The organism is Ralstonia sp. OTU4908 (assembly GCF_038440115.1).
In the GTDB taxonomy this organism is placed as follows: domain Bacteria; phylum Pseudomonadota; class Gammaproteobacteria; order Burkholderiales; family Burkholderiaceae; genus Ralstonia; species Ralstonia pickettii.
Genome location: NZ_JASATD010000033.1, coordinates 1 through 11,908, shown reverse-complemented (window position 1 = coordinate 11,908; position 11,908 = coordinate 1). Strand labels below are relative to the sequence as shown.

Sequence of the window (11,908 nt, the reverse complement as noted above, 5' to 3'; positions counted from 1 at the left end):
CGCTTCAGCAAAGAGGGCACCTTCCGGGTGCCCTTTTTTGCGCCCGCCCGAAACGCGTCAACCGCTTCAAGCGGTGCGTGGCAAACGGCCTCGATGTTGTGGCCATGCGGGTCGCGCACGAAAGCGCCGTAGTGGTTCGGGTGATGGTGCGCGCGCACGCCCGGTGCGCCATTGTCGGTGCCGCCTGCGGCTATCGCCGCAGCGTAGAACGCCTCGACCTCGGCACGCGTGTCGACGCAGAAGGCCGCGTGCAGCAGCGGCTTGTTCGGCCCCTGCCCCGCCATCGCCGCCGAACTTCACCACGCCGCCGTGCCGGGCGGGCGTAAACCTGCCACATCGGCGTGGTCCGTCACGGCCGCCAGAAACTCCAGCACCTTCGCCAGGCCAACGGCGCCCAGCGCCTGTTCATAGAAGCGCCTCCTGGCTTCGAAATCGCTGACGACGACACCCGTGTGATCGATCGTCCGAAACTCCTTGGTTGGAAGCTGGCGCGCAACGGCTGGGCTGCCGCACAATACCGCCCATGACCGCTGCTGACCAACCCACGGCCTTGCCGAACGCTTCCCCTGCGCCGCGCGCGCCCATCCTCACCATCCCCATCGCTGCGATTGCCACCGCGCCGGGGCGGGGCGGCATCGGCGTGGTGCGCGTATCGGGGCCCGACGTGCGCGCCGTCATGCAAGCCTTGTGCGGACGTGTGCTGACGCCACGCCAGGCAACCTACCTGCCGTTCCTCGACGCCGAGGGTAATGCCATCGATCGGGGCATCGCCCTGTGGTTTCCGGCGCCGCATTCCTACACGGGCGAAGACGTGCTGGAGCTGCAGGGCCACGGCGGCCCGGTGGTGATGCAACTGCTGCTGCAACGCTGCCTGACCGCCGGCCGCGAGATCGGCCTGCGCGTGGCCGAGCCCGGCGAATTCACGCGCCGCGCCTTCCTCAACGACAAGATGGATCTGGCGCAGGCCGAGGCCGTCGCCGACCTGATCGAGGCGAGCACCGAAGCTGCCGCACGTTCAGCCGCGCGCTCGCTCGAGGGCGCGTTTTCTCAGGCAGTGCATGCGTTGGTTGAGCGCGTGATCCATCTGCGCATGCTGGTAGAAGCGACGCTGGATTTTCCCGAGGAGGAGATCGACTTCCTGGAGGCGTCCGACGCGCGGGGCCAGCTCGCCGGCATTCGCACGGCCGTCGATGGCGTGCTCGCGCAGGCTCGTCAGGGGGCGCTGCTGCGCGAAGGCCTGCACGTGGTGCTGGCGGGGCAGCCGAATGTCGGCAAGTCGTCGTTGCTCAATGCGCTGGCCGGCGCGGAACTTGCCATCGTCACGCCGATTGCCGGCACCACGCGCGACAAGGTGCAGCAGACGATTCAGATTGAAGGCATCCCGCTGAACATCGTCGACACGGCGGGCTTACGCGATACGGAAGACGAAGTCGAGCGCATCGGTATCGAGCGCACCTGGGCCGCCATCGCCCGCGCCGATGTCGTGCTGCATCTGCTGGATGCGGCGGACTATCGGGCCAACGGCCTTTCCCCCGAAGACGCTGCGATCGACGCGCGCATCGCCGAGCACGTGCCCGCCGGCGTACCGACCCTGCGCGTCATCAACAAGATCGACCTCTCGGGCGTAGCTATACCGGGCCGCGTGGATGCCGAACCGCCCGAGGTGTGGCTCTCGGCGCGCGATGGCCTGGGCGTCGAACTGCTGCGCGCGGCGTTGCTCGAGATTGCCGGCTGGCAGGGCGGCGGCGAGGGGCTTTACCTCGCCCGTGAGCGCCATCTCGCGGCGCTGCGCACGGCCCGCGAACATCTCGCCACGGCGGCGGAGCACGCGGCACAGCAAGCGCAATCGCTGGATCTGTTTGCCGAGGAACTGCGGCTTGCGCAGGAGGCGTTGAACAGCATTACGGGGGCGTTCTCCAGCGATGATTTGCTGGGGGTGATTTTTAGCCGGTTTTGCATCGGCAAGTGAGCGCTATGTCCGCCTACCCCGTCTCCATCAAAGGCGTCCTGCGCGCGCCCGCGGGCGAGGTCGTCCTGCTGCTCAATGAACGGGAAGAGTGGGAACTGCCCGGCGGCCGAATCGAACTCGGCGAGTCCTCCACCGAATGCCTCGTACGCGAGATAGCCGAAGAGCTGAACTTGCACGTTGAGGTGGGCGCGCTGGTCGACTCGTACCTGTTCGAAGTCGTACCGAGCAAGCATGTGTTCGTTGCCACGTATGCGTGCGCGCTGCTCGGCCCGTTCGAGCCGACCGTCAGTCATGAACACAAGCGCCTCGGGCTGTTTGCGCCGGATGCGTTGCCGACGAATTTGCCGGAGGGCTATCGGGCGTCGATAGCTGCGGCGCTGAAGGCAGCAGCTTAGCGCGATGCGTGCGCTCTTCATTTGCAGCCGCAATCGGCTGCGCAGCCCGACGGCGGAAGCGGTCTTCGCCCAATGGCCAAACGTCGAAACAGATTCGGCGGGCTTGGCGCCCGACGCAGACGTACAACTCGATGCCGACCAGCTCGACTGGGCTGAGGTGATTTTCGTCATGGAGCGCAGCCACCAGCGGCGCCTGTCGCAACGGTTTGGTGCGCGGCTACGCGGCAAGCGCGTGGTGTGCCTGGATATTCCTGACGACTACGTGTTCCTGCAGCCCGAACTCGTCGCCTTACTGGAGAAACGAGTCGGATCGCATCTACGCGGTTGATTGGCAAGCATGCCGATCAATCCCGCCCCCACCGCCAGCGCGGCGGCTCGCCCTTCCACCAACAAACGAGCACCAGCAGCGCCGTGACGCCCGCCACGTACACCACAAAGCTTGACTGTGTAGTGCCCGGGTGCAGTCCGATGATGCCAACCACCAGCAATACGGCATAGATGGCGAGCACCACCCAGCCCTGCCAACGCGAAGGCAAGCCCCATCCCCAGCCGTAGCGCTTGGCGGGGAACCAGTACTCGTTGGGATCGGTAGGCAGCATCGTTCTGGGGAAACGCGTGCAGAGGATGGTCGCTACTGTACTCCCGCACAGGATCGGCGCAACAAACGCCAACAGCCAGCCGGTCATTTACCGCTGGCGGATGTCGTTTGCAACAGAGAAGGGCGCGCAGGGCGAACCGAAGGGGCGGACAATGGCGCACGGGCCATCAACCGCATCTTGCTAGCTTCTGTATCGGGGAGTGTAGCGTTGGTTGAATCCGGAAAGGCTTCCGGTACGCACGAGGCGTTACGAACCAAGCTCGGCGGAACGGAGGTCGATTGACTTCACACCGCCAGCGGCAGCACCCGATTGGTGCTACCGAAACAATCGCGCGATCTTAGTAGAGCTTCTTCGGCAGCATTTGCGAACGCAGGCGTTTACGCGTACGCGACACAGCGGCAGCCTTCTTGCGCTTGCGCTCGGTCGTCGGCTTTTCGTAAGCGGTGCGGGCGCGCAGTTCCTTGATCAGGCCAGTGCGCTCGATTTCACGGCGGAAGCGGCGCAGTGCAACTTCGACCGGCTCGTTTTCTTTCAGACGGATGGTGGTCATCGGGTCCCTTGCTCAGTATTCGGGTGGACGGCGAAACAGCGGATTATATACCGCCCAGAGGGCGTTCAGTGTAGTTGAATCTGTTTACCGATGCAAGGCACTTCCGATTGTGGCGGAAAGGCCATTTCTTCGGCCCTTTTTACGCCGATGCGTGGCCTTGATACTACGCCGCGAGCAACCGCCCGCCAGGGGCAGACGCGGGAGAGGAACGCCGCTTGCTTAACGCGAGCATCTCGCCAGGCCCTCTACCGTGGAACGCGTTCCCAACTCTGCGCCCGCGCCGGTTGCTGCAACGGCCACCCTCCTCGCCGAAGCGCTGCCCGAACAGCTGCGCTATGTCGACGACACACGCCCGGGCTACACCCGGCGCCGGCTGCGCGGCCAATTCGTCTATTTCGACACGCGCGGTCAGCGCATCCGCGACCCGGCGGTCATTGCGCGCATCAACAAGCTGGCGATCCCGCCGGCCTATACCGACGTCTGGATCTGCCCACATGTGGGCGGTCATCTGCAGGCGACGGGGCGTGACGCGCGTGGGCGCAAGCAATATCGCTATCACGCAGAATGGCGCGCCTTTCGCGATGCCGATAAATACGGGCGGCTGCTGGCCTTTGGGGCAGTGCTGCCGCGGGTGCGCGAGGCGATCACCGCCCATTTGGAGGCGCCGGGCCTGTCGCGCGAAAAGATGCTGGCGACGGTGGTCTACCTCCTGGACGTGACGCTGGTGCGCGTAGGCAACGCGGCGTATGCGCGCGACAACCGCTCCTATGGGCTCACGACGCTGCGCAATCGGCATGTGGAGGTACACGGCAACACGGTGCGCTTTCAGTTTCGCGGCAAGAGCGGCGTGGAGCACGACGTGTCGGTATCGGATCCGCGCCTGGCGCGCATTATCCGGCGGTGCGTTGATCTGCCGGGACAGGAATTGTTCCAGTACATCGACGAAGCTGGCGACCGCTGAGTAGTCGATTCCACGGATGTGAACGCATACTTACAAGAGATTGGCGGCGCGGATTTCACGGCGAAGGACTACCGCACCTGGGCCGGCAGCGTGCTGGCGCTGGATCTGCTGCGCGGGCGCACGTCGACGAACGTTACCGAGGCGCGCCGGCAGGTGGTGGAGGCTGTTGCTGCCGTGGCCCAGCGCCTCGGGAACACGCCGGCCGTCTGCCGCAAATGCTATGTGCACCCGGCTGTGGTGGACGCGTTCCTGGCGGGCGAACTGGAAGCGCTGCCCCCGACCCGCGCGCGCAAGGGTCTGCGACGCGAAGAAGTGGCCTTGCTTTACTTTCTCGAGCACATCGCCAGCACTAAGGGCACAGGCGAAAAAAAGCCCGCCTGAAGAAGGCGGGCTTTGGAGCGAACAGACGCGGACTTACTTCGATTGCTGCGGCGTCATATCCGGCGTGGCAGGCGCAACGCCCGGCGCGGCCGTCGGCTGAGCCTGCTGTGCGGCCACGGTGGTGCTGCGCTCTTGCAACCCGCCGCCCAGCGCCGTGTACAGATCGATGGCGTTGGTCAGGCGGGCCAAGCGCGTCTGCACCAGCGTCTGGTCGGCGCTGAACAGATCGCGTTGCGCGTCGAGCACATCGAGGAAGCTCGACACGCCATTGCGATAGCGCTGATCAGACAGCGTCAGGCGATCCGCCGTGGCATCGCGGAATCGCTTCTGCGCGGCCACTTGCTCCTCCAGGGTGCCGCGCGCCACGAGGGCGTCGGACACTTCGCGGAACGCGGTCTGGATCGTCTTCTCGTAGTTGGCAACCGCAATCTTCTGGTTGGTCTTGGTCAAGTCCAGGTTGAAGATGTTGGTGCCCCAGTTGAAGATCGGCAGCGTCAGGTTCGGCACGAACGACCAGAACTGGGTCCCGCTCTTGAACAGGTCATGCAGCGCGCCGCTGGCCGTGCCCACGTTGGACGTCAGCCCGATGCTCGGGAAGAACGCTGCCCGCGCCACGCCAATGTTGGCGTTGGCGGCAATCAGCTTCTGCTCGGCCTGGCGGATGTCCGGACGTTGCTCCAGCAGCTCCGACGGCAGACCCGGCGGAATGTCGGCCACGATCTTCTCCGACGACACCGTGGTCGGCGCGGGCAGATCGGCCGGCAGCGGCGCGCCCACCAGCAGCACCAGGGCGTTGGTCGCCTGGGCGTACTGGCGAGTCAGCTGTGCCACCGACACACGCACCGATTCCACCAGCGTCTCGGTCTGACGCAGATCCAGCGCCGACGAAGCGCCAACGTCAAAACGCTGCTTGGCCAGCTTGTAGTAGTCCTCGCGGCCCTTCAGGGTCTGCTGGGCCAGGTCCAGCTGCTCGGCATAGGCGCGCTCGTTCAGGTAAGCCTTGGCCACCTGCGAGATCAGGCTGATCTGCGCCGCACGCCGGCCTTCGTCCGTCGCCAGATAACTTGCACGCGCAGACGACGTGACGTCGCCCACGCTGAACAGGTTCACCTGGTAGTTGCTGATACCCACGCCAAGCTGGTACTGCTTGTTGTAGATGTCGCCGCCGGTGGTCGAAATCGACGGCGGCGTATGGCTGCGCGTGTACGTGGCAGACGCGTTGACCGGCGGCAGCAGGTCGGCGATCTGCAGGCGGTACTGCGCACGCGCGGCCTCGACGTTGAGCATGGCCACGCGCAGGTCACGGTTGTTCTCAAGCGCCAGGCCGATCAGCTTTTGCAGGCGTGCATCGGGGAAGAACTCGCGCCAGCCCAGTTCGGTCGCACGGGGTGCGTTCTCGCCGGGCTTGGCGGAGTCTGCCGGCACGGCATAGCCGGCCGGTGCCTGCGGGTACGCGCTCGTTATCGGAGCATCCGGGCGCTCATAGGTGGGCGCCATCGAGCAGCCGGACAACACGCCGGCAGCCAGCAGGAGCGCCGGCAGCAGCGCGGGGGTTCGAAAGGTCATCGTTTTCTGCATGTTCAGATTTCCTCGTCCAGCGGACGGTGCGCGGCATCCAGGCGGCGTTGACGCTCGCTGCCCTTGAAGATGCGGCGGACCACCACGAAGAACACAGGCACCAGCACCACGGCCAGCACCGTCGCGGTGATCATCCCGCCCATCACGCCGGTACCGATGGCGCGTTGGCTGGCGGAGCTGGCGCCGGTGGCAATCGCCAGCGGCAGCACACCCAGGATGAAGGCGAACGACGTCATGATGATCGGGCGGAACCGCAGGTGTACGGCTTCCAGCGTCGCGTCGATCAGGCTCTTGCCTTGCGCCTGCAAGTCCTTCGCAAACTCGATGATCAGAATCGCGTTCTTGGCGGACAAGCCCACCACCGCAATCAGGCCGACCTTGAAGTACACGTCATCCGGCATCGCGCGCAGTGTCACGCCCAGCAGTGCGCCGAGCACACCCAGCGGCACCACCAGAATCACCGCCGCCGGGATCGACCAGCTTTCGTACAGCGCCGCCAGCACCAGGAACACCGCCAGCAGCGACAGCGCATACAGCGCCGGCGCCTGCGAGCCCGAGGCCTTTTCCTGCAGCGACTGGCCCGTCCACTCGTAGCCGATACCGGCCGGCAGCTTGGCGGCCAGGCGTTCCATCTCGGCCATGGCGTCACCCGAGCTGGCACCCGGCGCGGCCGCACCCGAAAGGCGGACAGCCGGATAGCCGTTGTAGCGCACGAGCTGCACCGGGCCGACGATCCAATGCCCCTTGGCGAACGTCGACATCGGGACCATGTTGCCCTGACCGTTGCGCACGTACAGGTTCATGATGTCTTCGGGCTGCATGCGGTTGATCTTGTCCGCTTGCACGATCACACGCTGCTGACGACCGTAGTTCGGGAAGTCGTTGGCGTATGCCGAACCCAGCGCCGTCGACAGCACGGCGTTGATGTCGGTGAACGAGACACCCAGCGCATTGGCCTTCTCGCGGTCGATATCCACCTGGTACTGCGGCGAATCTTCCAGACCTTCAGGGCGCATGCCGGTGATGACCTTGCTTTGCGCCGCCATCCCCAACAGCTGATTGCGGGCTGCCATCAGCGCGTCGTGGCCGAGGCCCGCGCGGTCCTGCAGACGGAACGTAAAGCCCGTTGCGTTACCCAGTTCCGGAATCGGCGGCGGATTCAGCGGAAAGACGATCGCATCGCGAATGCCACCGAACAGCGCACCGAAGGCCCGGCCGACCACGGCATCGGCGGTTTGATCCTTGCCCTTGCGCTCGCTCCAGTCCTTGAACGGGGTGAACACAATACCGGCGTTCGGCCCGTTGCCCGAGAAGCTGAAACCCTGGACAGCCACGATGTTCTCGACCGCCTTTTCCTGCTTGTAGTAGTTCTCGACCTGCTTGATCACTTCCAGCGTGCGGTTGGCCGATGCACCCGGCGGCAGCTGGATGTTGGTCACGATGTAGCCCTGGTCTTCGGTCGGCAGGAACGAAGACGGCAGGCGCAGGAACAGGAACACCACCGCCACGATCAGCGCAACGTAGATCACCATGTAGCGGAAGGTCTTCTTGAGCATGCGTTCCACGAAGCTTTGATAGCGGTTCGTGGTGGTGCTGAACATGCGGTTGAACCAGCCGAAGAAGCCCTTCTTCTCATGGTGCGAGCCTTTCTCGATCGGCTTGAGCAGCGTCGAGCACAGTGCGGGCGTGAGCGTCAGCGCCATGAGTGCCGAGAAGAAGATCGATGACACCATCGACAGCGAGAACTGGCGATAGATCGCGCCGACCGAGCCCGAGAAGAACGCCATCGGGATGAACACGGCCATCAGCACCAGCGTAATACCGATGATGGCGCCTGTGATCTGGCCCATGGCCTTGCGGGTCGCTTCGCGCGGGGGCAGGCCTTCTTCGGCCATGATCCGCTCGACGTTTTCCACCACCACGATGGCATCGTCAACGAGAATACCGATCGCCAGCACGAGGCCGAACATCGTCAGCACGTTGATCGAGAAGCCCATCGCGTTCATGGTGGCGAACGCGCCCAAGAGCGAGATCGGCACCACGATCGACGGCACCAGCGTGTAGCGGATGTTCTGCAGGAACAGCAGCATCACCAGGAACACCAGCGCCATGGCCTCGAACAGCGTCTTGACCACTTCCTCGATCGAGATCTGGACGAACTTGGAGGTGTCGTACGGCACCTTGTATTCCACGCCCGCCGGGAAGTACTTCGAGAGTTCTTCCAGCTTGGCCTTCACGGCCTTGGCAGTGCCCAGCGCGTTACCCGTCGGCGAAAGCTGCACACCAATCGCCGAGATCGGCTGGCCGTTGATCCGCGCAGACGTCGAGTAGGTCTGGCCGCCGAGTTCCAGGCGCGCCACGTCCTTCACGCGCACCAGCGAACCGTCCGGCTTGGCGACCAGCACGATGTTGCCGAACTGCTCGGTGGTCGTGAGCTGACCTTCCACCACGACCGTCGCCGCGAGCGGCTGGTCGGAGACGGACGGCAGATCGCCGATCGTACCGGCCGAGACCAGCGCGTTCTGCGCACGGATGGCGTTGTAGACGTCCGTGGGGGTCAGCTTGTAGCCGACCAGCTTGGCCGGATCGATCCAGACGCGCATGGCGCGTTCCGTGCCGAACAGAATCGCCTGACCGACACCCGGCACGCGCTTGATTTCATTCAGCACGTTGCGCGAGATGTAGTCGCCCAGCGCCACCGGATCCATCTTGCCGTCGGTGGATGCGAGCGTCGCGAACAGCAGGAAGTTCGAGCGGGCCTTGTCGACCTGCACACCCTGCTGCGTCACCTGCGAAGGCAGACGCGCTTCCACGCGCTTCAAGCGGTTCTGCACGTCCACCTGCGCCAGCGCCGGATCGGTACCGGCCTTGAACGTCACGGTGATCTGCGCCTGGCCGTTACCGCCCTGGCTGACCGACTCCATATAGAGCAGGCCGTCCGCACCGTTCATTTCCTGCTCGATGATGCTCGTGACGGATTCGTCCAGCGTCTTCGCGTTTGCGCCCGGATACGTTGCCGTGATGATGATGGACGGCGGTGCAATGGTCGGGTACTGCGAGATCGGCAGCTGGGTGATCGAAATCGCCCCAGCAAGGATGATGAACAGCGCGAGCACCCAGGCAAAGACCGGGCGATCGATGAAAAACTTTGCCATGCGATGGCTCCTTGTTTACTGCTTGGCTGCCGGTGCGCTGGCAGCGGGAGTGCTTGCAGCAGGCGCGCTGGCTGCCGGTACGGGTGCTGCGCCGCTACCCTGGCCGCCCTGACCTTGCGAGCCCTTGCCCTGGCCTGCCGACATCGGTTGCCACGGCACGGCCTTGACCGGCGCGCCCGGACGGACCTTCTGCAGGCCGTCGACGATCACCTTGTCGCCCGCCTTCAGGCCGCTGGAGACGATCCATTCCGTACCGGTCGAGCGGTCGGCCTGGACCTGGCGCACCGCTGCCATGCCCTTCTCGTCGACGACCATGACCGATGCGCCGTCCGGGCTGCGCGTCACCGCTTGTTGCGGCACCGTGATGGCCTGTTCGTCCACGGCCTGCTCCAGGCGGGCACGCACGTACATGCCCGGCAGCAGCGTGCGGTCGGCGTTCGGAACAATCGCGCGCAGCGTGATCGTGCCCGTAGCAGGGTCCACCGTCAGGTCCGAGAAATAGAGCTTGCCCGTTTGCGCGTAGGCGCGGCCGTCTTCTGTCACGAGCGTGACCTTGGCCGCGTCACCACCGGCCTTGGCCAGCTTGCCGTCCTTGAGCGCCTGCTGCAGACGCATCACTTCGGTGCTCGACTGCGTGAACGTCAGGTAGATCGGATCGATCTGCTGAACGGTGGTCAGCAGCGTCGCCTCGCCCTGGCCCACCAGCGCGCCTTCGGTGACCTGCGCCAGACCGGCACGACCGGAGATGGGCGAAGTCACACTGGCATAGCCGACGTTCAACTTGGCGGTCTCCACGGCAGCGCGGGCGGCGGCCACGTCAGCGGTGGCTTGCTTGGCGGCGGCGGTGGCGTCGTCGTAGTCCTGCTTGCTGATGGCGTTGGTGGCAACCAGCGGCTTGTAGCGCTCGGCCTTCAGTTGCGCCTGCGTTTGTGTGGCTTCCGATCGCGCCAGCTGTGCCTTGGCGCTATCCAGCGATGCCCGGTACTGCGCCGGATCGATCTGGAACAACTGCTGGCCGGCCTTTACGTCACTGCCTTCCGCGTAGGTGCGCTTGAGCACAATGCCCGCGACCCGAGCCCGCACCTGTGCCACACGCGTAGCCTCCAGGCGCCCCGGCAACTCGCTGGTCAGGCCAACGGAATGCGGCTGCACGGTCACAACGCCGACTTCGGTCGGAGGCATGCCGGCGCCGCCCGGCCCTTGTGCCTGCTTGTTACCGCAGGCTGCAAGTGCCACCACCATGAATGCGGCGGCAGCGAGTTGGTGATAACGGCGGGTGTTCGTCATAGATGACCCCATGTGGCGATAAGCGGAATGCCGGGTGCCGCGTCGCCGCGCAAACGAGTGCGACGCCAGCAAACCGTCAGCGAAACCAAAAAAACACAAAAAACGAAAACGTCCGATGCTAGCTGCATCCGGCGGCATGCGATATGGCCTTTGCGACGAAGTCGCAACAACTCGGACCAGAAAGCTAGGACGCGGGAGCGATCGGCAGCCGATCTCCGACCCGCTGACCGACAGACACGAAGTCGGCCCCGGGCAGCTTACCCGCATGGAGTGGCGCATACGGCCATGGGCAAGCGACGGACTGCGCGCTATTATAGATACGTTCGCGTATGTATGTAAGTGACGCCATTGAGGAACAGGGGCTCCGTAGACACCTTTCCTGCGGTCGTAGCAATGACGGCGATCAAGCGAACATGCAGCGGATACCGCGCTGCGACAAGGATTGTCAGCCAACCGGCCTGCTGTCGCGTTGTGCGAAGCGCAATAGTGCGTTGCCTGGAATTGTGCATTGCACAAAAGCCAATCGAAAGAACGCCGCCCGAGGTGGCACAGCGTTCCCCTGGAAGATCATGGTCAGACGAACGAAGGAAGAAGCACTGGAAACACGTAACCGCATCCTGGATGCGGCGGAAGACGTGTTCTATGCGCGGGGCGTGGCACGCACATCGCTATCGGATATCGCGCAGGCCGCGGGCGTGACACGCGGCGCCATCTATTGGCACTTCCGCAACAAGACCGATGTGTTTGCAGCCATGTGCGAGCGCGTGAAGCTGCCCATGGAGACCATGTGCACCCCGCTCGGGATGGAGGCCGATGATCCACTGGGCGAACTGCGCACGGTGGGCAACTTCCTGCTGCGGCAACTCGTGGAGGACGCGCACTGGCGCAAGGTCTTCGAGATCATGTTCAACAAGTGCGAGTTCGTCGAAGACACCAGCCCCATCCTCAAGCGTCAGCAGGAATCGTTCGAGGAAGGCATGACGCATCTGACGAGCATCATCGAGCAGGCAACGCGGCGCGGGCAACTGCCGGC

The 11,908-nt window shown here is 64.6% G+C and carries 9 protein-coding genes and 2 pseudogenes; 5 read left to right on the top strand and 6 right to left on the bottom strand.

Annotation, left to right across the window (positions count from 1 at the left end; all coding sequences use genetic code 11):
• Positions 1 to 71: 71 nt before the first annotated feature.
• Positions 72 to 461, bottom strand: a pseudogene (locus AAHM38_RS20625) (VOC family protein); the annotation flags it as partial.
• 62 nt (positions 462 to 523) lie between these two features.
• Here AAHM38_RS20625 and mnmE point away from each other — a divergent pair.
• The 3 genes from mnmE to AAHM38_RS20610 are packed head-to-tail and all read left to right on the top strand — an operon-like array spanning position 524 to position 2,692.
• On the top strand, positions 524 to 1,969 hold the full coding sequence (gene mnmE, locus AAHM38_RS20620) for a tRNA uridine-5-carboxymethylaminomethyl(34) synthesis GTPase MnmE (RefSeq protein WP_116576863.1): 1,446 nt from the start codon (positions 524 to 526) through the stop codon (positions 1,967 to 1,969).
• Positions 1,970 to 1,974: 5 nt separating this feature from the next.
• Positions 1,975 to 2,364 carry an NUDIX hydrolase gene (locus AAHM38_RS20615; RefSeq protein ID WP_015856135.1) on the top strand — a complete coding sequence of 130 codons (390 nt, stop codon included), beginning with the start codon at positions 1,975 to 1,977 and terminating at the stop codon, positions 2,362 to 2,364.
• Between the two features lie 4 nt (positions 2,365 to 2,368).
• A complete protein-coding gene (locus AAHM38_RS20610; protein WP_116576864.1) occupies positions 2,369 to 2,692 on the top strand; it encodes a low molecular weight protein tyrosine phosphatase family protein in 324 nt (107 codons plus the stop codon).
• A gap of 16 nt (positions 2,693 to 2,708) precedes the next feature.
• On the opposite strand, the gene AAHM38_RS20605 is transcribed toward AAHM38_RS20610, so the two are convergent.
• Both AAHM38_RS20605 and rpsU read right to left on the bottom strand, forming a co-directional pair.
• Positions 2,709 to 2,960 carry a hypothetical protein gene (locus AAHM38_RS20605; protein WP_116576884.1) on the bottom strand — a complete coding sequence of 84 codons (252 nt, stop codon included), beginning with the start codon at positions 2,958 to 2,960 and terminating at the stop codon, positions 2,709 to 2,711.
• Positions 2,961 to 3,300: 340 nt separating this feature from the next.
• Positions 3,301 to 3,513 (bottom strand): 30S ribosomal protein S21, encoded by a 213-nt coding sequence (rpsU, locus tag AAHM38_RS20600; RefSeq protein WP_003262970.1) that lies wholly within the window; start codon positions 3,511 to 3,513, stop codon positions 3,301 to 3,303.
• 250 nt (positions 3,514 to 3,763) lie between these two features.
• Here rpsU and AAHM38_RS20595 point away from each other — a divergent pair.
• Positions 3,764 to 4,855, top strand: a pseudogene (locus tag AAHM38_RS20595) (DNA topoisomerase IB).
• A 33-nt stretch (positions 4,856 to 4,888) separates the two neighbouring features.
• Here the strand turns inward: AAHM38_RS20595 and AAHM38_RS20590 are convergent.
• Genes AAHM38_RS20590 through AAHM38_RS20580 form a run of 3 tightly spaced genes read right to left on the bottom strand, consistent with a single transcriptional unit; the run spans position 4,889 to position 10,875 of the window.
• The gene (locus AAHM38_RS20590) at positions 4,889 to 6,433 is read right to left on the bottom strand and encodes an efflux transporter outer membrane subunit (RefSeq protein WP_015856131.1); all 1,545 of its coding nucleotides are present in this window, start codon (positions 6,431 to 6,433) and stop codon (positions 4,889 to 4,891) included.
• 2 nt (positions 6,434 to 6,435) lie between these two features.
• Positions 6,436 to 9,588: an efflux RND transporter permease subunit gene (locus AAHM38_RS20585; RefSeq protein ID WP_004628196.1), complete on the bottom strand. Its 3,153-nt coding sequence runs from the start codon at positions 9,586 to 9,588 to the stop codon at positions 6,436 to 6,438.
• Positions 9,589 to 9,603: 15 nt separating this feature from the next.
• A complete protein-coding gene (locus tag AAHM38_RS20580; protein ID WP_041668418.1) occupies positions 9,604 to 10,875 on the bottom strand; it encodes an efflux RND transporter periplasmic adaptor subunit in 1,272 nt (423 codons plus the stop codon).
• 569 nt (positions 10,876 to 11,444) lie between these two features.
• On the opposite strand from AAHM38_RS20580, the gene AAHM38_RS20575 reads away from it, so the two are divergent.
• Positions 11,445 to 11,908 (top strand): TetR family transcriptional regulator (locus AAHM38_RS20575; protein ID WP_342234315.1); only part of this gene is annotated, 464 nt, incomplete at its 3' end.

Coding starts and splice junctions, on each gene's coding strand:
- AAHM38_RS20585 (WP_004628196.1), bottom strand. CDS start 9,588: ATGGCAAAGTTTTTCATCGATCGCCCGGTCTTTGCCTGGGTGCTCGCG.
- AAHM38_RS20610 (WP_116576864.1), top strand. CDS start 2,369: ATGCGTGCGCTCTTCATTTGCAGCCGCAATCGGCTGCGCAGCCCGACG.
- AAHM38_RS20590 (WP_015856131.1), bottom strand. CDS start 6,433: ATGCAGAAAACGATGACCTTTCGAACCCCCGCGCTGCTGCCGGCGCTC.
- mnmE (WP_116576863.1), top strand. CDS start 524: ATGACCGCTGCTGACCAACCCACGGCCTTGCCGAACGCTTCCCCTGCG.
- AAHM38_RS20615 (WP_015856135.1), top strand. CDS start 1,975: ATGTCCGCCTACCCCGTCTCCATCAAAGGCGTCCTGCGCGCGCCCGCG.
- rpsU (WP_003262970.1), bottom strand. CDS start 3,513: ATGACCACCATCCGTCTGAAAGAAAACGAGCCGGTCGAAGTTGCACTG.
- AAHM38_RS20580 (WP_041668418.1), bottom strand. CDS start 10,875: ATGACGAACACCCGCCGTTATCACCAACTCGCTGCCGCCGCATTCATG.